General features: G+C 48.4%; 18 protein-coding genes. 12 read left to right on the top strand and 6 right to left on the bottom strand.

Annotation, left to right across the window (positions count from 1 at the left end; all coding sequences use genetic code 11):
• Positions 1-196 precede the first annotated feature (196 nt).
• On the top strand, positions 197-847 hold the full coding sequence (locus Q1B11_RS16480; RefSeq protein ID WP_299734415.1) for a DUF938 domain-containing protein: 651 nt from the start codon (positions 197-199) through the stop codon (positions 845-847).
• Here the strand turns inward: Q1B11_RS16480 and Q1B11_RS16485 are convergent.
• The 4 genes from Q1B11_RS16485 to Q1B11_RS16500 form a co-directional block, all read right to left on the bottom strand.
• The gene (locus Q1B11_RS16485) at positions 844-1,968 is read right to left on the bottom strand and encodes a hypothetical protein (protein ID WP_299734417.1); all 1,125 of its coding nucleotides are present in this window, start codon (positions 1,966-1,968) and stop codon (positions 844-846) included. The two genes, Q1B11_RS16480 and Q1B11_RS16485, sit on opposite strands and share 4 nt — an antisense overlap.
• Before the next feature lie 31 nt (positions 1,969-1,999).
• Positions 2,000-2,716: a DnaA regulatory inactivator Hda gene (hda, locus tag Q1B11_RS16490; RefSeq protein ID WP_299734419.1), complete on the bottom strand. Its 717-nt coding sequence runs from the start codon at positions 2,714-2,716 to the stop codon at positions 2,000-2,002.
• Positions 2,717-2,917: 201 nt separating this feature from the next.
• Positions 2,918-4,015 carry an AI-2E family transporter gene (locus tag Q1B11_RS16495; protein WP_299734421.1) on the bottom strand — a complete coding sequence of 366 codons (1,098 nt, stop codon included), beginning with the start codon at positions 4,013-4,015 and terminating at the stop codon, positions 2,918-2,920.
• A gap of 3 nt (positions 4,016-4,018) precedes the next feature.
• Positions 4,019-5,104: a DUF2066 domain-containing protein gene (locus Q1B11_RS16500; protein ID WP_299734423.1), complete on the bottom strand. Its 1,086-nt coding sequence runs from the start codon at positions 5,102-5,104 to the stop codon at positions 4,019-4,021.
• Between the two features lie 22 nt (positions 5,105-5,126).
• Here Q1B11_RS16500 and Q1B11_RS16505 point away from each other — a divergent pair, with 22 nt between their 5' ends.
• The 11 genes from Q1B11_RS16505 to Q1B11_RS16555 all read left to right on the top strand — a co-directional run bounded on the left by Q1B11_RS16505 (position 5,127) and on the right by Q1B11_RS16555 (position 16,270).
• Positions 5,127-5,390, top strand: a complete 264-nt coding sequence (locus tag Q1B11_RS16505; protein WP_299734425.1) for a hypothetical protein — start codon at positions 5,127-5,129, stop codon at positions 5,388-5,390.
• A 399-nt stretch (positions 5,391-5,789) separates the two neighbouring features.
• The gene (locus Q1B11_RS16510; RefSeq protein ID WP_299734427.1) at positions 5,790-6,389 is read left to right on the top strand and encodes a hypothetical protein; all 600 of its coding nucleotides are present in this window, start codon (positions 5,790-5,792) and stop codon (positions 6,387-6,389) included.
• Positions 6,390-6,475: 86 nt separating this feature from the next.
• Entirely contained in the window at positions 6,476-9,013 is a 2,538-nt protein-coding gene (locus Q1B11_RS16515) for a TcfC E-set like domain-containing protein (protein ID WP_299734429.1), read from the top strand.
• A gap of 148 nt (positions 9,014-9,161) precedes the next feature.
• Positions 9,162-10,037, top strand: coding sequence for a hypothetical protein (locus tag Q1B11_RS16520; RefSeq protein WP_299734431.1), 876 nt, complete (start codon positions 9,162-9,164; stop codon positions 10,035-10,037).
• A 252-nt stretch (positions 10,038-10,289) separates the two neighbouring features.
• Positions 10,290-10,490 carry a hypothetical protein gene (locus Q1B11_RS16525; protein WP_299734433.1) on the top strand — a complete coding sequence of 67 codons (201 nt, stop codon included), beginning with the start codon at positions 10,290-10,292 and terminating at the stop codon, positions 10,488-10,490.
• Positions 10,491-10,813: 323 nt separating this feature from the next.
• A complete protein-coding gene (gene purM / locus Q1B11_RS16530; protein WP_067514598.1) occupies positions 10,814-11,860 on the top strand; it encodes a phosphoribosylformylglycinamidine cyclo-ligase in 1,047 nt (348 codons plus the stop codon).
• Between the two features lie 102 nt (positions 11,861-11,962).
• On the top strand, positions 11,963-12,625 hold the full coding sequence (gene purN / locus Q1B11_RS16535; protein ID WP_299734435.1) for a phosphoribosylglycinamide formyltransferase: 663 nt from the start codon (positions 11,963-11,965) through the stop codon (positions 12,623-12,625).
• Positions 12,622-13,461, top strand: coding sequence for a DUF3108 domain-containing protein (locus Q1B11_RS16540; RefSeq protein WP_299734437.1), 840 nt, complete (start codon positions 12,622-12,624; stop codon positions 13,459-13,461). The genes purN and Q1B11_RS16540 overlap by 4 nt, the downstream gene beginning before the upstream one ends.
• A gap of 22 nt (positions 13,462-13,483) precedes the next feature.
• The gene (gloA, locus tag Q1B11_RS16545; protein WP_299734438.1) at positions 13,484-13,891 is read left to right on the top strand and encodes a lactoylglutathione lyase; all 408 of its coding nucleotides are present in this window, start codon (positions 13,484-13,486) and stop codon (positions 13,889-13,891) included.
• Positions 13,892-13,968: 77 nt separating this feature from the next.
• Entirely contained in the window at positions 13,969-15,132 is a 1,164-nt protein-coding gene (gene mltC / locus Q1B11_RS16550) for a membrane-bound lytic murein transglycosylase MltC (RefSeq protein WP_299734440.1), read from the top strand.
• 97 nt (positions 15,133-15,229) lie between these two features.
• The gene (locus Q1B11_RS16555; RefSeq protein WP_299734441.1) at positions 15,230-16,270 is read left to right on the top strand and encodes a hypothetical protein; all 1,041 of its coding nucleotides are present in this window, start codon (positions 15,230-15,232) and stop codon (positions 16,268-16,270) included.
• Between the two features lie 49 nt (positions 16,271-16,319).
• On the opposite strand, the gene Q1B11_RS16560 is transcribed toward Q1B11_RS16555, so the two are convergent.
• Positions 16,320-17,696, bottom strand: coding sequence for a sodium:alanine symporter family protein (locus Q1B11_RS16560; protein WP_299734443.1), 1,377 nt, complete (start codon positions 17,694-17,696; stop codon positions 16,320-16,322).
• Positions 17,697-17,958: 262 nt separating this feature from the next.
• The gene (locus Q1B11_RS16565; RefSeq protein WP_299734445.1) at positions 17,959-19,173 is read right to left on the bottom strand and encodes an argininosuccinate synthase; all 1,215 of its coding nucleotides are present in this window, start codon (positions 19,171-19,173) and stop codon (positions 17,959-17,961) included.
• Between the last annotated feature and the right edge of the window lie 298 nt (positions 19,174-19,471).

Below are 19,471 nucleotides of genomic sequence, written 5' to 3' on the forward strand. Positions count from 1 at the left end.
TTATCCTGAAATAACTTTCACATTTTAATTTACGTTGTCCGTGATCCGTTGTCCGTTGTCCGAAAAAGCTGGAACCACCCACGCTTTTGCGAACCACGGATCACGGATAGCGGTCTCAACAATGCTTCAAGGCCTCAGTAAATGTGGATTTTATTTCGGGACAGCTCATTAATAATCTAATAACAGCGAGAAGCTTATGACAGGCACCGACGCCCAAGCATCAGTGAAACAATCAGATTCCGAGTTGCCCATTGCGGAGTCATGCCTGCGTAATCAAAAGCCTATCGCCGAGGTGCTGCACGCAGAACTTCCAAAACACTCTTTCGTGCTGGAAATCGGCAGTGGCACCGGCCAGCACGCTGCTTATTTCACTTCATCACTGCGTAATATCACATGGCAACCGTCGGATGTCGCTGAATTATTGCCAGGCATTAAAGCATGGCGGGAACAGTCTGGCTCTGAGAAATTTTTACCACCAATAGTGCTTGATATCACTCAAACTCAATGGCCTGTGGCTGAAGTGGATGCTGTGTTCTGCGCCAACGTCGTGCATTTTGTCGGTTGGTCAAAAGTTCACTCTATGCTGAAAGGCATAAGTCGTGTCTTAAAAGACAATGGGCTGGTATTTTTTTACGGCCCCTATAATTACGATGGCAAATTCACCAGTGATGGTAATCGAGAATTGGATGAATGGTTACGACAGCGAGATGCGGAATCCGGCATTAAAGACTTTGAACAGGTTGTGCTTGCCGCAAACAAAGCAGGCCTGAACCAGTTGAAGGACATCGAAATGCCAGCAAACAACCGTATACTGATCTTGAAAAAATACGAAAATCTGGGCGATTAATAAACAGTAAGCACTGACACAGGTTTGCTTTCACCCTTGGAAAGACGCCACTTAATTCGACCGATTTCCAGCCCCGCCTTTTCTACCTGTGCTTTCAGATAATTGAGCCTATCTTGTTGCAGCTGTTTCAGCAGCTGCTGATTGCCGGGCCAATTTTCCAGTAACCACTGCTCGGCTATCTGAAATCGTTCATTGGATGATGTTTCGCCCACTTCCGGGATTTTCTTTTGTTGGGTTGCTAAATACATTTGCTCCAGTAAGGCAGACTTCACATCTGAGGGTATAGACTCCACATCTGTCACTTCACCGGAGGGACTAATCACTGAATACAACTCCAGCAAAGCAGAATCCAACGCCTGCCGGGATAATGCTCTACTGTCTTCTTTTTCCGAAATCCCTACCTTTATGTCAACTCGTAAATCAGGGCGAGCTGACATCATTTTTTTCAAAGCCCGCATACTGGAGCCATCAGACGCCTGAAGCTCTGCCTGTCCAATAATGTGGCTAAGCGATGGTGCAATCGGCATCTGAATAACCTGATACAGGTATTCAAAGGGATGATCTGAAATCCATTGAATCCGGCTAACCAGTAATTCAGCCAGTTCATTTTCAGAAAGATGACGACGATCCCCACTAAAGTTAATAATACTTGCGCCGGATTTATCAGCGGTTAGTCGTTTAAAATAATGATTTTTCTGAGCATCAGCCCAGCGAGATACTCGTAAATTTCCTTGACCATTCGTAGCGTCATATTCAATACCAAACACACTCCCATCCAGAAGACTTAACCCAGGATTTGCAAGCAGCTGGTTGATATCAATGACCGGTTTTTTCTGATCCTTTTTATCAGGATCAACTGTTTTTTCAGTGGGAGTGTCTTCTAAAGATGGCTTCTCTGAGTCATCAGGCTCTTCTTCAGGTAAATCAGTTGTGTCATCTTCTACCTGTTGACCAGCATCAACCTGTTCATCCACTGTAGAGTTTACTGGTATCTCAAGCGCAGAGTCAGGGCTGCTGCGTTCAGATTCATTAGAAAAATAGAGAAAGACAAAAAAGAAGCCAAGAACAGCAAAAAGAGAGAAAAATAAAGGGCGCAACCAACGACGGCCAATAAAAGACATGTGTCTGTTGCTCCCGATTACAGTGGAAAAGCTACCAGCCCATCACTTCTTTGACGAAAGGTATGGTCAACTTACGCTTGGCTCTCAGCGAAGCACTGTCCAGCTTCTGCAACATACCAAACAGTTGCCCCATATCTCTGGAGCCACGATGGATAATAAACCGGGCAACATCATCACTGAGATCAAAACCACGGAACCGTGCCCGTAATTTCAACGCAGAGAGTTTGTCGTGATCATTCAGTGGGTGAACCTGAAACACCAGCCCCCAGCTTAAGCGGGAAACCAGATCCTGAAGCTGAATACCCAAGGATTTGGGTGGATTGCCCGCCGCCACAAGAAAGCGGGTTTGCGAATCACGAAGGCGATTAAACAAATCAAACAGTGCTTCTTCCCATTCATCCACACCGGCCACTTCACCGATGTCATCCAGGCACACCAGCTGCAGGTGTTCAATACCTTCCAGCATTTTGGGTGAATAATGGATCAACTCTTTCATGGGCAGATAAATACTTCTGCCACCACGGCTATCCACCTGATGACAGGCGGCCTGCAGCAGATGGCTGCAGCCAACACCGGAATTTCCGTAGACAAAGATAAACTGCTCAGATTCAATGCCCGCTGCCACCCTGTCCATATTCAACAGGTTTACCAGCGTGTCGTTCTGACCGCTGAAAAAGTTGGCAAACGTGGCATCATCTCTAAGCTGGACACCAAGCGGAAGCTGCACAGGCAAACTCATAATGGACATCAAATCCGTAAACGTAACGTGAGCGCTCTTTTACTGTTGCGAGTAATCTGATCCTTTGTTTGGATCATCACGACAGATACTGCAAAGTTACAAAATAGCGGAGATAAATAAAACCGTTCATTTATCAACCGACATTGACACCAGTCAAACAACTTGAAGATAAAGGGATTTTCTGCAGAGAATTCCCAACTACCTCCATTTTTACCCGTCCCGATCTTTATTCAGCCCCGCATGATAAAGGTCACTGGACTTATAGTTTCTATGCAAGTGTCGCAAGAGTACCATAATAATCGCGCCCATGGGCAGAGCAATCAGCATGCCTACAAAGCCGAACAACTGGCCACCGGCCATCAGGGCAAAAATCACAGCAACGGGGTGCAAACCAATGCGATCACCCACCAGCATTGGCGTCAGCACCCAACTCTCCAAAACCTGACCGGCCAAAAACACCGCCGTCACCATGGCGATACCGGTATAAGTGTCAAACTGGAACAGGGCAACCACAATGGCTGCGGCAAAACCAATCACAAACCCCATATAAGGAATGATGCTGGCAAGTCCGGCCAACATGCCAATCAGGATAGAAAATTCCAGGCCAATCATCATCAAGCCCAGGCTGTAAATGCCACCCAGAGCCATCATTACCATCAGCTGGCCTTTCAGGAAAGCACCCAGAACTTCATCACACTCTTTCATTAAGGTGACAACCACTGGTTCCACATTTCTGGGCAACATCATTTTCAGGTCGCCCATCATCTTGTCCCAGTCTCGAAGCAGATAAAATGTCACCACCGGAACCAGGGCCAAATTCGCCAGAAAGCCCAGTAAAGCCATGGAAGATCGGGAAATAGACACACCCAAATTGGCTAACAAACCACCAGCATTCTGCCACTGGCTAGCCAGTTGCTTAGACATTTCACTGAAATCAAAAAGAGCCGGATCAATAGAAACATACTTTGAGATAAGCGGAACCAGGTTGCTTTCGATCCACGCCGCCCACACCGGCAGCAATTGAACGACAGCTTTAATCTGATGCGCCAGCGCCGGAATAACCAGCAGCAACCCCATGGCAAGAATGCTAAAAATCAGCAAGAAAACACAGGTGACTGATAATGAGCGAGACAGCCCTGAGCGAGATTGCCCTTTGGCTTCAAGCCAATCCGCCAGAGGGTCGCCCAGATAAGCCAGCACCATACTGACGACAAATGGCGTCAATACAGCACCCAGAAAATGCACAAGAAGAATCGACGCCACAACCACTGCAGCAATCATATAGCGCTGGTGAACCGTTAGCTGCATGAGTTACTGTCGTCCTGTCCAGCGATAGGTCATGGCCGTTATTTCGCTCAGTGGATCATTAACATCCTGACTGACCAACGACACTGGCTCGAGATTCCGACCAAGAGCAAGGGCATCCGCCAGCTGGCTTTCGGAGCCATCGATGGTCAACTCCAGACCAATGACTGAACCACGAACATTTTCCACATCCACAGCACGAACCGCATTGACTCGCTCAAGATACTTAACCAGTGTTGCATAATCATCCAGCGTGCTGACATTTTCCACCGTCAGGCTCACCTTACTGCTGGCATCGGACGTATTGACGGCATAGTGTTGCGACAAAACAGAACCGACCAAATCCGATGCAGTCTGTGCTACGCCCTGACTGTTCAGCCCCTGAATCGCAGCAGATTGGGTATTACCACGAAACGTTAGATTTAAACGACCGTAATAACGGCCATTATCTTCCGCAAGACGACCGGACAAAATAGATTGCGAGCCATACCGCTTGGACGCTTCCAGAATCTTTCCACTGAAGCCGCCCCACACATCCACCGCAGAAATAGCAGCCTCATCCTCAAAGTCCATCAATGGAAACAACGATGGCAGCCCTCGCTTGGAAAAGGCCTGACCAAACACTCTTGGCAATTCATCAGCGGAGCTTACCAAAGTACGTCGACCACGATCCTCAATGGCCAACCACATTAACGTTGATGGGCGATTTTTGCCCCAAATCGGCACACCTGCCTGTTCCAGCAGCTGATTCACTGCCAGCTCATCAAAGGTCGCCTGAAAATATTTCTGCCGGTTTGTTGAAGTGTCATCGGTACGAAAACCAAACTCCCGGATATAGGTTTCCGGCTTGGACAATGCATTTCGAATATAGATATTGGTAAGCACATCCCGCTGCCCAGCGACTTTCACCAGCACATCCGACAGCGCCTGACTCATAGCTTCAGCCCGCTGTGTACCATCCTGACCGGCAATAGGCACTTCATGACGATACAGACCTTTAACCACGGCAGCCTGAGTAGCGCTCGACAACGCCATCACGCTCAGCGCCAAAAGCATAGGCAGCAGGTAACGACCCCTTAAAGCATTTGCCATAAAGAGGAAGACATGTTGGATCGTGACACTGATCGTTCCAGTCTGGGTAGCTTGGCATTGCACAGCCGCCGGCATCGAAAAAATCCTGTTCAAAAAAGCAAAATGTAATTCTGCCACAATTTACAACAAAAAGAGCAGGTTTACACAGCAAGGCTTGAATCTCCGCCCAGAACCCAAGAAAAATAGAACAAAGGTTCAGAAAACTGTAACCCTGAAAGACGACAACCCACATTCCAGTGATTTCACCCCACAGCACTGGACATCAATTTATGGCGGCACTTTATAGAGGCACTTGGGCTGCAGATCAATGACAGCAATACGATCACCCAGAAATTAAGTACCCGGCCATATGGTTGGGCACTTAACAACAGAGTTGGTATAAGTAGAATTGCCATAGATAGATAGTTGGCTACAAAAAATGTTCACTGCTGCCATGACAATCTTTTCAAAGGTTATCCACAATTTCCGTGGATAACACCATCAACAACCTGTTTAAAACTCTAGAACTTACGACGCTTGCCTTTTGGCAGCAGCCCATTCATTTAAAACGACCATCTCACCAGAACAACGCGAAAAGCTGTCTATACTCCATTTGGCTCGACCCATCTTCATCATTTATTCGCTAGCAGAAAACATCGTCAACTTTTCTGCAGCTCTGCTTTAATCAACGCTGAAGGAGTTTTCTATGAAAATAGTCAGCAGCCTGACCGCCTTTTGCACTATCCTGTTTGCCTCCTCCCTTTTTGCTGCCAGCAATCCAGCCGCACCGGGCACGAAAGAATCTTCTGGCACATTCACAATCACCTATTACAACGGCACCAAAATATTGCTCTATGGATTGCAGGATATTGAACTGACCAGCGATGACGCGAACACTTCACCGAATCCAACGTCTTTGACTGGGCAAGCCTATACCCCATTCTGTGTTGCTGAAACACCGAATACCGGGCCTTACCAAATAGCCCTGTCTTCGGACACCGACTTCGCACTTAAAAATTCGTCAACAACGAGTAGCGCTAAAAATATACCTTATACACTGACAGTTAAGAGCGATACTACAGATATTGGCACTTGGGGAACAGGATCAGGAAACACCAAGAAAGGTGAATTCATCCAGAGTCCAGCTTTAACTCCAGACAGCTCCATCCTCTCATCAGACGGGCCTTATACTTGCAGCAGCACAAACACGACTGGCCGTTCTATTGCAGTGGCACTTACCGGGACAGATGCCGCTGATGCGGGTATTTACACTGATACCGTAACCGTAACCGTCGCGCCTTATTAATACGAACTCACGACATTTTCTGTTTGGTTGCTTTAAGCCGCAACCACTGAGTATTTGGCGACAATCCATTTCGGGATACTGGACATATGCAACAATGGTCGTCGGTTTTACTGACACTGTCCCTATTATCGATCACCTGTTTCTTTTATCACGCCCATGCTGAAGACGCCCATAACACCACCATTACCAAACGCCCGGTGTTTCTTGCTGCCATCAATCCACCGGCCGGCTTTGAAAATTTGTCCAGCCCCAGCAAAACGTCTGTCGATGTGTATTTTGGCAATCGCTATCTGGCTGCACAGATCGCCACCCTGACTCCCGGACAGATCGAACTGTCGAATCCAAGCCAGCTGGTGCAACTCATCGGCGACGTGAAAGATCCGGAATTAATCACCAGCGCCCTGACCGGCGTGCTCAACAGTCACCCCGAATTAGTCTGCCCGCTCAACGTTCCACGGCCTTGCCATACACTGTCGCCGAAAGTCGCCGAGGTGGTTTATGACGAAGCCGCCTTTCGTGTGGATATCTTTATTAACCCCCTGCTTTTGCGCACCCGCAGCGCCAATGTTCGCAAATACCTGCCACCATCCGATGCCGGTTTTGCCCTGATGCAGAATGTCTCCACCTCGGCCTCCGGCTTTCACAGCACTAACAATTCGGACGCTCACAGTTACGCCATTAATGGCCTGACCATGGCTGCCTGGCATGAAAACAGCCTGCGTTGGGACTGGAGCTACGCAGATAACGAGCGTTTTTCCACCCGCTATCTGTACGGCCAGAGAAATTATCAGGGCACCGAATACAGCGCCGGGTTTATGAGCCTCTGGGGGGCAGGATTAAGCTTTCTGGTGGATCAGCCGGTGCTGGGCATTCGCACGGGCAGCTCTGATAGAACTCGTGAAGATCTGGAGTATTCCCGGGGAATTCCGGTAGATGTGTATCTCCCGGTGCGGGGCTGGGTAGAAGTGCGTGAAAATGATCGACTACTGTACAGTGCCGCTTATGAGGCCGGAGCACAACAGCTGGACACCAGCAACTTTCCGGACGGCGCATACGATATTGATATTCGCGTGTTCTCCGACAGTGGGCAACTCATCTCCAGCGAGACCCGCTTTTTTGCCCGCCAGAGCCAGCTCCCTCCCTTGGGAGAATGGCTGTACCAGGCAGAACTCGGCCGTGTGGTTAACTCAGACAGCCAGCGGGCAATGCCGGAAGTCACTGATCAATGGCAGGTGCGCGGCTCTGTTAGCAGACGACTGTCTGATACCATCGCTGCGACCGCTGCAGCCATGCTCAGTGATGAACAACAGTTGCTTGAATTAGGCGGTTATTTTTTCGGCACTCACTATCAGTTTACCCCGTCACTGATGATCACTAATGACGGCACCAAGGGGGCCGCTGTCAATGGTTCGATTACCACAAACGTACTCAACCTGTCTGGTAATCTGCGCCGCCTTTGGTACCACCAGCATCCGGCTGAACAGCCAGATATTACGGACTCTTTTGGCAGCTCCGTCAATCAGCAGTCTGTATCGGCAGCCATCCCCTTCTGGCAGGGAAGCTTTGGGTATCGTTACAGCCGTAACCAGTATTACACACCAACGGGTCAGCTATCTGACCCTGAAAAAAGTCACTTTCTGGATATTCGTCAGACGCTATTTTACAGCCACAGTACCAGCGCCGATCTCTCTTTAAGCCTTGGTAAAAGTGGCAACACCACCACCGGTATGCTGACCCTCAACCTTCGGTTCCGGCACTCGCAATGGAGTGTTCAGGCATCACCCAGAAGTGAAATCATCAAACAGGACGGCAGCACCCGTCATGATGAAACCGGTCGCCTCTCCACAGCTTGGTACAGTGGCAACCAGACCGAAGCCAGCCTCCGCGTGGATGCCGGTATTGAAGCAGGCCAGGGCAATACCCGAATAGACAGCAAGCTGCAAGCCGCTAATCGCTTCGGACAAATAATGGCCAGCGCCAACCACGGCAGGCTCAGCAATGAGCAATATTCTGCCTGGGGCGTGAATATCAACAGCCGCCTGTTAACCGATGGACACCTGATGGCACTGGGAGGCGAAGAGCTCACCGAAAGCGCCCTGCTCGTCAACGTAACCGGCAGGCCCGGTGATGCGTTTGACGTCCGGGTGAATAATGCACGACACGGTTATGCCATTGCCGACTCTCCTTCGGTGATTTCACTGTCCCCCTATGAGCAGTATCACATCAGCCTGAGCTCCGCTGGTGAGACCCTGTATTATTTCGAGGAACGGGAAAAGAAAGTCACCCTTTACCCTGGAAATGTTGTCGCTATGGCGTTTAAGGCGTCTCCACTATTACTCATCTATGGTCGTATACTCAACGAGGGAAAACCTCTGCCACACATGACCGTCAGTGCCGGACAATACACCGTAGATACGGATGAATCGGGCCTGTTTCAACTTGAAGCACCCGCCTCTATAGCTCAGTTACTGATTAGCAATACTGACAGCCACCAATGCCAGCTTCCTCTGACACCACCAGAGAAAGGTTATGTATTACCCCTGGGTACGATAAACCTGGAACAGCTCGAGTGCAGAAATACCGAAGCATTAACGCACTCAAACCCTGAGCACCAGCAACAGTGATGGCATTGCAGTGATATCGGACAATTCGGACAATACTGTGTTTCAAAAGCAAAAGTGCAGCAGCCAGAAAACTTATCTCAAACGATTCGCCCGAATAATCAGAGCAGTATGGCCAGTCAAGCTCTGTCTGGAGTTCTTGGCGATCTTCATGTTAGCACTCACCGCCCGGGCTGCTTCCGGTGCAGGATTTACTATCGCTCCCATACCCCCCATCGAAATCACTCAGGCATCGGGTAAGGTATCCGTCTCGTTCACCGCTGACATCACTATGAGTGGTGTATCCAGTTACCAGTTTCTGCTGACGATTGGCTCGATAGAAGGCAACTGTCAGAAAAATCCCAATGTGGATATCAATCAGACCATTCAAAATGTCATCTCACCCGCGGTTATAAAATATCAAACCCCAAACTCATGCGGCGACGGACAATTTAATTTTTCTACTGAGAGCAACGCCTGCCGTGAGATCCGACATCATATCAAGCCCCGGTTTACCTTTACGGTTGATGCCGCCAAGCTCAAATCACTGCAACATAAAGACAAGCTCAACTGGCAATCCTTGCACCTATCCATACGCGAGCCAAATTCACCTAAACACTGCGCATCACAGCCATTGCTTATTTCCGAAAAATCCAACGCACAGATTCAAATCAGTGGGCTTTATGATGTGGAGCTGACGGAAGAACGTAAAAGAAACTTCCGGCAGGATGAGTCATTTTGTGTTTTTGTCACCGATGCCGGACAGTACCAGCTAACCGGCAATGGTGGCCCGGCTGACAATATGCCGTTCCTCCTCCGTAACGGGGAACACACCATGCCTTATATTCCAAGATTGATTACCAGCAACCAACGCCCTGTCAGACTCAGGCCCGGAACACCAGTGCGTAACCTCATTGGCAGTGATTCATTAAACTGCAACGCTGGCAGCAATGCCCTTATTCGGGTTTTGTTAAAAAAAACCGAAGCCGCGCAACAGCCTCCGGGCGTTTATACGGGCACATTGTTTTTAACGGTCGAGTTGCAATAAATGTAAAAAATCAGACCGAGTAGAAACCACTAGGAGCCTGTCGGACTTACCACTGACCTACTGCGACTGAAGCCACATGGATAAATACCGAATCACTCCTTCATAATCTCCGCCCTTGATAGGTAGAGCAGCTTATTGCCAAAAGCCATATGGGCTCAGATAATCCACGGCGTTTCATCATATGTCAGCATCAGCTATCGGTTCGACTGCTGACCTGTATTACCTCTGCCTACGGTTATTGATTCCCAAAAAATGCTTATTGAACCTACTACGCTGGCCAAGGCGGTCTTTACAATAACGCTGATTGTGAACCCAAAGATGCTGATCGAAGTGAATGGCAAGTGCATCTCAGTACCGGAACCAGAAAACATTGCCTATGTCGTTGAAAAAGAATGGATCCATGACACCCAGTGGAAAAACCACAGACATTATCGACTGGTAATCGCACGATAAGTAAAATAGTGCTGCCTGCTGACAACGTATAATCTGGCTATACGGCATAAAGGCCGCATAAAGGAACAGCCCTATGCGGACTCAGCAGATACCCATCGCCTGTCAAATGGCCAACTACTTATTTGGGCGCACTGGCTGTTGAATCAAGAATTCTGATATCAACTAATACCAATTGATCAACTTCTCTGCGCCAATCATTGCGATCAGCGCACCACCCCCCTAAAATACCCGCCCTTATCCACCCGAATTTTCAAACTGAGTCTCGTGAGTTCCCGAACAGACTCAGTCAATAACAAGCTCTGGCCACAGGCGGATTCATACCAATGAACAAATCGGACTCCAGAACTTCCCTGAGCTACAAGGACGCTGGCGTAGATATCGACGCTGGAAATGCTCTGGTTGACAGAATAAAACAAGTGGCAAAAGCCACCGCACGCCCGGAAGTCATGGGAGGCCTTGGCGGTTTTGGCGCCCTTTGCGAACTGCCAGCAGGTTACAAACAGCCCGTTCTTGTCTCTGGCACCGATGGCGTTGGCACCAAGCTGAAGCTGGCCATGGATCTCAACATGCATGACGACATCGGCATCGATCTGGTGGCCATGTGCGTGAATGATCTGGTGGTGTGCGGCGCAGAGCCTCTCTTCTTTCTGGATTACTACGCCACCGGCAAACTCAATGTGGATGTGGCGGAACGGGTGGTTGCCGGCATCGGCAAAGGTTGCGAGCTTTCCGGCTGCTCCCTGATTGGTGGCGAAACCGCCGAAATGCCCGGCATGTATCAGGGCGATGATTATGACTTGGCAGGTTTCTGTGTTGGCGTGGTGGAAAAGTCTGAGATTATCGATGGCAGCAAGGTGGCAGCAGGCGATGTGTTGATTGGTCTGAAGTCCAGCGGCCCTCATTCCAATGGTTATTCGTTGATTCGAAAAGTGCTGGAAGTTTCTGACACTGATCTGAGCACACCTCTGGAAGGCAAACCCATTGCTGAACACCTGATGGCGCCGACGCGCATCTATGTGAAATCGTTACTCCAACTGCAAAAAGAGTTGCCGGTTCACGCCATGGCACATAATACCGGTGGCGGTTTGCCAGAGAACCTGCCGCGAGTGATTCCCGAAGGCTGTCAGGCGGTGATTGACACCAACAGCTGGGAAATCCCCGCGATCTTTCGATTCCTACAAGAACAAGGCAACATTGACGCTTTTGAACTGTACCGTACCTTCAATTGCGGCATTGGCATGATTCTTTGCATCCCCGCAAGCCATCAAGAGCAGGCAATGCAGCGTCTGGTGGAACTGGGCGAAGCGCCAATGGTTATTGGTCATATTGAGACGGCTGAAGCGGAAGGTGAAACGGTAATTTTCCGTTAATCGGAACTTTCACCGGCGTTTCCTCATCAAAGTTGAACCGGGCTCACATTCTTTCGTGAGTCCGTTTTTTAAGTTATTTCTAAACATCATCAGGAATCAGCAGTGAGCGAAAAAAAGCGAGTTGTCGTTTTACTCTCAGGCAACGGCAGTAACCTTCAGGCACTTCTGGATCAGGAACATAAATACAGTTATCAGGTTGTTGGCGTCATCAGCAATATTCCTGATGCCTATGGCCTTGAGCGAGCACGACAGCATAAAGTGGCGGCTCTGGGGCTCGATCACAAAGCGTTCTCCTCTCGCACCGCGTTTGACCTGCGACTGATCGAAGAGGTGAACCGGTTTGATCCTGATCTGGTGGTACTGGCTGGCTACATGCGGATTCTAAGCCCGGAGTTTGTGGATCGTTTTGCCGGCAAGCTGATCAACATACACCCCTCTCTGCTCCCTGATTACAAAGGTCTTGGCACCTACAAGCGAGTGCTCGCAGATAAGAAACCATTACACGGTTGCACCGTTCATTTTGTCACGCCAGAACTGGACAGTGGTGCTCATATTATTCAGGCTTCACTGGAAGTGAAAGCAACCGATAATGAAGAGAGCTTGATGCAGCGGGTGCAGATGATGGAACACCAAATCTACCCCCTGGCAGCGCACCTGATCACCAGTGGCCGCCTGCAACTCAAGGAAGACAAAGTCTTACTGGATAATCACCCGATAAATCCGCTAGGCTATCAACTCAAGGAAAATGCTTTGGAGCTGGCATGACTTTTCAGGCTGAGCCACAAACGAAACAGACATTGAATCCCACATCCACAGGATTCAAAACCGCGTGTTTTATAGCGCTACTGACCATTGCAAACTCTGGCAGTGCGGCTCAACCATCGGCCGCCGGCCAACAGATGGCGGGTAAAAGCAAACATCACCCTATTCTGAAACCCTATACCGCTGAGTACACGGCTTCTGTAGAGGGGTTGCCTTTTTCCGGTACCGGCAGCCGCTCACTGGAAAAAAACGCCGATGGCACATGGACACTCTCATTCAGTGCGGATACCGCCTTTGTTGGTCTTAATGAAACCAGCCAGTTTTTGTCCGAGGGTAATCAGCTGATTGCCAACCAGTACACTTACAAGCGCACTGGTCTGGGTAACAAACCCACAGAGTATGCCTCTTTCAACTGGCAGCAAAACAAGATTCACTGGCAACAGGGTGATAAAGAATGGGCCATCAACCTGAAACCGGAAACCCTCGATAAACTGAGCTATCAACTGCAATTACGCATGGATCTTGCCGCCAGCAACCCACAAAAACTCAGTTATGAGGTTGCTGATGATGATGAAGTGTATCAGCGGCAGTTCATTATCGAAGGAGAAGAAGTCATAAAAACCGGTGTTGGTAAACTCAATACCATCAAGGTTAAAATAAAACGGGATGATAATGACCGCTCCACCTGGCTCTGGTTTGCCAAAGATTATGATTACTTTTTGGTAAAGCTGTTGCAGGAAGAAAAAGGCACGTCTTACACCATCGAAATCAAGAATGCTTCCATAGATGGCAAGCCCTTTAAAGACAGTCAGACTGCTCGTTTGACAGACAAACCCTAAGTTACTTTTTGAGGATTCTGCAGTGCGATTTCTTCACACGATGCTGCGCGTTGGCGACCTGGATAGGTCCATCAAATTTTACACTGAAGTGCTCGGCATGACACTGCTGAGAAAGCACGACAACGAAGAGTACAAATATACCCTGGCTTTCGTTGGTTACGGCGATGAGTCCGAACAGGCTGTGATTGAACTGACCTATAACTGGGGTACGGACTCCTACGACCTTGGCAGTGCATTTGGCCACATTGCCCTTGGTGCTGACGACATTTATGCCACCTGCGAAACCATTCGCGCCGCCGGCGGAAAAATATCCCGTGAACCCGGCCCGGTGCTTGGCGGAAGTACTGAAATTGCCTTTGTTGAAGACCCTGATGGCTACAAAATCGAACTGATTCAATCCAAAGCAGCTTCTGCCGGGCTTAAGGGATAATCACCATTACTTTATAAACGACAAAAGTGGTAAATTGGTTCGGTGGACTTACTGAACCAATGACATGGATGCCAATCATGCCACGTCTTCGCACTCTGGCGTTGCCGACTCTTCTTCCCCTGCTCCTTTCTGCCTGTTCAACGGATCAGGCCGTTAATTATTCCAAAAGCTATGCAAAAAACCATGTAAAGAACTACGCAACCAATGCCGCCTTAAATGAACTGGGGCCTGCCGGGGATGCCATAGCTATTGGTATGAATCTGGAAAAAGACACCATTGGTTTTGAAGCACTGGTTCACCTGTTATTGAAAGAAGCCCGGGTAAACTGGGGGGATGAAAAAAAGTCCTCCAGCAAAGAGTATGTTAAATACACCAACCATTATCGCACCCGTGTATTTGTGGATTTTGAAGCGGGCAGCGTTCACGTAGAAACGCTGGATCGCCAGGACCTTCGTAAAGCCATTGCCGCCATTCTGTTAACGCCCTACGCGCCAGATCAGGTTGACCTGTTCAGTGATAAAGACGTACCCGTCGGTGAAGAACCCATGCTCTACGGACAAGTGCTAGACCATGAAAGCCAGCCCATCCGCTGGCAATGGCGAGCACTTCGCTATGCGGATTATTTGATTGATCGACAGATGAGCAGCAGAAAATCAGCAAAAGGCCAAGTGTATGCTGTGGACTTCAGCCTGGTAGAAGATCATTTATCCCAGCGGGAATACCAATACGCCAGCCTGGTGCGGAAATACTCTAAGGTATACGCTGTTGAAGAAAGCTTGATTTACGCGGTCATTCGCACTGAGAGTAGCTTTAACCCCTATGCGGTCAGTTCATCCAATGCTTATGGGTTAATGCAGATTATTCCGAAAACCGCCGGCCGTGACGTGTTCGATAAGGTGAAAAACCTACCAGGGCAACCTTCAAAGAGCTGGCTATTCCAGCCTCATAATAATATTGATACCGGCACCGCCTATTTGGCACTTCTGGATAACCACTATCTGAAGAACATTAGAAACCCCCTGTCTCGAAAATACACGACTATATCTGCATATAATGGCGGTGCAGGTAATGTGTTTGCCACCTTTGATAGAAATCGGGATAGAGCAGTACAAAAAATAAACAGACTGCAACCTAATCAGGTATACTGGGCTCTGACGAAAAAACACCCAAGAGATGAAAGCCGTCGTTATCTGGAAAAAGTATCCTCTGCTCAGAAAGACTTTTATAAGGGGAAAATTTAGAAGACACAGGGGGATCGTGTCGTTAATACCATCAAATCTAATGAAACGGTGTATCGGCATGATGTACGTTTATTACCATTTACTCTGGAGCTTTTAGATGTCAACACCTAATTTAAATGCGGATTTTAACCCTTCAACTACTCCTTATTCATGGGACGCCCTAAACAAAAGTTCGAAAAGCATTAATTCTGGATCATCTAACCCCTCATTTAAATCCAGGCAAGTCCATACTGAGAAAGCTTCCGATTTGAAGGTGATTTCTGAAAGCTGCAGTCAAACTGACGAATCAAAATTTTGTGAAAGAGAGGTAAAACCATTTATGGCTTGCACATCAACCCAGACATGGATCGAAGATGAACGTGCAAGCAAAGCAATGACTCCCACCACAGCAGCTGTTACCAAAAGCTCGAAGGTGAACGAAGGAAAGCCAAGTCAAACCAGTAGACTGTTATCCGACCATAGCTCGAATATAAATACTATTCGGGATAACACCTCAATCAATCTTGATAAGTTCGTACAAAAACTGGCAAACTCAGCAAAAATAATTTTCAGCATCAATTCCGGCGTCGACCATGAAAAACTGGTTGCAAAACTAACATCTGGTCAAATGAATGATTTAATCAGACACCTTGCGAAACACTATTCTATCGACCAAAATACATTCGAAGTAGCCAAGGTTACAACGGGTTCTGTAAACCCTGAGAGAATAAGATTTACCGATAAGAGTTTTCGAGAGAACATCTCAGACATCAACCCAGCCATAATCATCATCACTGCGCTTATTCTAGTGACCGTTCTTGTCTCTGCAGTTTTAGACGTAACTCAGGATGATCCGAGTAATTTGTTTTTTCAGCGATCAGGTGCCGTGGGCATTGTCTGGACCTTACTCTTCGGTTATTTCAGCGTCTTCAAAAATAAAGCTGCCCGTGAAGCCTACAAGGCTGTCATTGATGACATTGATACCAAGTTAATAAAAGGGGAAACTATCACGCTGACTTATGTCTTAAAGAATTTCCATGAGTTAGAGGAGCGCCACTTAGCAGCAAACAGGTCAACCAGCAGAAAGGAAATAATCGCCCTTGCTGCTGGAATTTTCTTCACCCTCGTGTGGGGCTATGGCGATAAAGCCATTAGCTAACCCCCGTTAGGCAGAGTAATTGATTACATCGTATAATCTGCTCACGCTATCAATCAACCGCTGATAAAGGCTGCCCCTCACCCTTATCAAAATAATCCTTAGCCAGTTTGAAAACCACTGGGCTGAGAAGAATCAACGCAATCAAGTTAGGCAGTGCCATCATCGCATTCAGAGTATCTGCCACAAGCCAGACGAAATCCAGGCTCGTTACAGCACCCAATGGAATCGCCAGAATCCACAAAATACGATACGGCGTAATAGCTTTTATACCGAAGATGTATTCAACGCTGCGCTCACCGTACAGTGCCCAACCAAGAATGGTGGTGAAGGCAAATACGCTTAAGGCGATGGCTATCACATAGTTACCCACACCCGGTAGTGCCTGTGCGAATGCCGCTGATGTAAGCGCTGCGCCGGACTCCCCTGACATCCAAAGACCAGACGTAATAATTGCCAGGCCGGTGATAGAGCAAATGATAAGGGTATCGATAAAAGTACCCAACATGGCAATCAGCCCCTGACGAACAGGATCTTTGGTCTGAGAAGCCGCATGAGCAATAGGCGCCGAACCAAGCCCTGCTTCGTTTGAAAACACACCACGGGCAACACCAAATCGAATCGCCATCCACACTGCAGCTCCGGCAAAACCACCTTCAGCGGCATGCTCAGTGAACGCATAGGTAAAGATCAGCTCAAAGGCTTCCGGTAATTTGTCGGCATTAATACCCAGAACCAGCAGGCCTGCAATCAGATAAGCAATGGCCATAAAAGGCACCAATGCACCAGCCACCGCACCAATACGACGAACGCCGCCTAACAACACCGCACCCACTAACACCATCATCACGACGCCGGTAGCAATGGCAGGAATACCAAAGTTGCTATCCAACACATCCGCAACGGAGTTCGCCTGAACCGTATTGCCAATACCGAAAGCCGCAATAGACGCAAAGATGGCAAACAACATGCCCAACCACGCCCACTTTGGCCCAAGACCATTCTTAATGTAATACATCGGGCCACCAACGTGATTGCCCGCTTCATCCACCTCACGGTATTTCACCGCCAGCACAGCCTCGGCAAACTTGGTTGCCATACCCACCAGCGCAGTGCACCACATCCAAAATAATGCACCAGGCCCACCAAGAAATACCGCAGTGGCAACACCGGCGATATTACCGGTACCCACGGTGGCAGACAGTGCAGTCATTAATGCCTGAAACGGAGAGATTTCGCCTTTGTCTTTTTCATCGGATCGGGATGTACGACCACTCCACATGAGTTTGAAGCCCGTACCCAGCTTGAGTATGGGCATCAGCTTCAAACCCAGCATTAAAAACAGGCCGGTACCCAAGATGAGAACCAGCATCACTGGCCCCCAGACGATGCCATTCACCTGGCTGATAAAACTATTGATAGCTTCCATGATGTGGACTCTTCTTTGTTTTAATTTGTTGTATTTATTCTTCTGGTAGAAGTGGTACCACGCTACCGCAGCGTCAGGCGGGTTTCAACTTTAGTATTTATATCATCAGGGTTTACGCCAGGATTCAGGTAGCCGGGTATGTATAATGAAGACCCTGAGAAGAAAGAGAGGGCTTGTAGCCGGTTGGATGAAGTGGTTACAGGAGGCGCATATTTGTAAACTACGCCTCTGCAAACTCAGCTTCAAAGGAGATTTTGATGTTCTAACCGAGCTTTCGCCCTTTACCAGCCGCTATTCTCAATCGCAGGGCATTCAACTTAATAAACCCTTCCGCATCGCCCTGATGGTAAGCACCTTCATCATCTTCAAAGGTGGCGATATTCTCGTCAAAGAGAGAGTCATCAGAACGCCTGCCAACAACTGTCACATTGCCTTTGTAGAGTTTTAGACGAACTTCGCCGTTTACCGGCGCCTGGCTTTCATCAATCATCTTTTGCAGCATTTCACGCTCCGGCGACCACCAGTAACCGTTGTAAATCAGCTTGGCGTAGCGTGGCATCAGTTCATCTTTCAGGTGAGCGACCTCTCTATCCAGAGTAATAGACTCAATCGCCCGGTGCCCTTTCAGCATAATGGTGCCGCCCGGCGTTTCGTAGCAACCACGAGACTTCATGCCGACGTAACGATTTTCAACAATATCCAGACGACCAATGCCGTTATCGCCACCCACTTTGTTCAGGTAAGCAAGCACCTCTGCTGGTGACATTGCTTTACCATCAATCGCAACAATGTCGCCTTTCTCGTAAGTCAGATTCATATACGTGGCAATGTCCGGCGCATTTTCTGGAGAGACAGACCAACGCCACATGCCTTCTTCTGCTTCGGCCCACGGGTCTTCGAGGATGCCGCCTTCGTAGGAAATGTGCAGCAGGTTGGCATCCATAGAATAAGGTGATTTGCCTTTCTGACGTTCAACCTCAATACCGTGCTCATCACAGTAAGCCAGTAACTTTTCCCGGGAGTTCAAATCCCATTCACGCCAGGGGGCAATCACCTCAACACCGGGTTTCAGCGCATAAGCGCCCAGCTCGAAACGTACCTGATCGTTTCCTTTACCAGTAGCGCCATGGGAAATCGCATCGGCGCCGGTTTCATTGGCGATTTCAATTAGCCGTTTGGAAATCAAAGGTCGAGCGATGGAGGTACCCAGCAGGTATTCACCTTCATAAATGGTGTTGGCTCTGAACATGGGGAAGACATAGTCACGAACAAACTCTTCACGCAAATCATCGATATAAATCTCTTTAATACCCAACGCTTCCGCTTTTGCTCTGGCCGGCTCCACTTCTTCACCCTGACCGAGATCTGCGGTAAAGGTCACCACCTCACAACCGTAGGTATCTTCCAGCCACTTGGCGATTACCGAAGTGTCGAGGCCTCCAGAGTATGCCAGAACCACTTTTTTAATTTTTTTCATTGTTAACTCCGACTGCCGTTCTCCAGGATCATAGGGATGACCGCACAAAAACGGATACATATTCTGTTTTTACGCATAATAATTCATTATCGCCTTTACGCCAAGGAGATTAGTGGTTTTTACCTATTTCGCTGAAAAACCCTACACCAAATAGGCCGGGACTCCAACGTTAAGTATTTGTCCTGAAATGACTTCCACATTTCAGTTCACGTTGTCCGTATTCCGTATTCCGTATTCCGTATTCCGTATCCCGTATCCCGTATTCCGTATTCCGTATTCCGTATTCCGTATTCCGTAT

The organism is uncultured Endozoicomonas sp., from assembly GCF_947495845.1.
Classification (GTDB): Bacteria; Pseudomonadota; Gammaproteobacteria; order Pseudomonadales; family Endozoicomonadaceae; genus Endozoicomonas.

Coding starts and splice junctions, on each gene's coding strand:
- Q1B11_RS16480 (WP_299734415.1), top strand. CDS start 197: ATGACAGGCACCGACGCCCAAGCATCAGTGAAACAATCAGATTCCGAG.
- Q1B11_RS16485 (WP_299734417.1), bottom strand. CDS start 1,968: ATGTCTTTTATTGGCCGTCGTTGGTTGCGCCCTTTATTTTTCTCTCTT.
- hda (WP_299734419.1), bottom strand. CDS start 2,716: ATGTCCATTATGAGTTTGCCTGTGCAGCTTCCGCTTGGTGTCCAGCTT.
- Q1B11_RS16495 (WP_299734421.1), bottom strand. CDS start 4,015: ATGCAGCTAACGGTTCACCAGCGCTATATGATTGCTGCAGTGGTTGTG.
- Q1B11_RS16500 (WP_299734423.1), bottom strand. CDS start 5,104: ATGGCAAATGCTTTAAGGGGTCGTTACCTGCTGCCTATGCTTTTGGCG.
- Q1B11_RS16510 (WP_299734427.1), top strand. CDS start 5,790: ATGAAAATAGTCAGCAGCCTGACCGCCTTTTGCACTATCCTGTTTGCC.
- Q1B11_RS16515 (WP_299734429.1), top strand. CDS start 6,476: ATGCAACAATGGTCGTCGGTTTTACTGACACTGTCCCTATTATCGATC.
- Q1B11_RS16520 (WP_299734431.1), top strand. CDS start 9,162: ATGTTAGCACTCACCGCCCGGGCTGCTTCCGGTGCAGGATTTACTATC.
- Q1B11_RS16525 (WP_299734433.1), top strand. CDS start 10,290: ATGCTTATTGAACCTACTACGCTGGCCAAGGCGGTCTTTACAATAACG.
- purM (WP_067514598.1), top strand. CDS start 10,814: ATGAACAAATCGGACTCCAGAACTTCCCTGAGCTACAAGGACGCTGGC.
- Q1B11_RS16540 (WP_299734437.1), top strand. CDS start 12,622: ATGACTTTTCAGGCTGAGCCACAAACGAAACAGACATTGAATCCCACA.
- mltC (WP_299734440.1), top strand. CDS start 13,969: ATGCCACGTCTTCGCACTCTGGCGTTGCCGACTCTTCTTCCCCTGCTC.
- Q1B11_RS16555 (WP_299734441.1), top strand. CDS start 15,230: ATGTCAACACCTAATTTAAATGCGGATTTTAACCCTTCAACTACTCCT.
- Q1B11_RS16560 (WP_299734443.1), bottom strand. CDS start 17,696: ATGGAAGCTATCAATAGTTTTATCAGCCAGGTGAATGGCATCGTCTGG.
- Q1B11_RS16565 (WP_299734445.1), bottom strand. CDS start 19,173: ATGAAAAAAATTAAAAAAGTGGTTCTGGCATACTCTGGAGGCCTCGAC.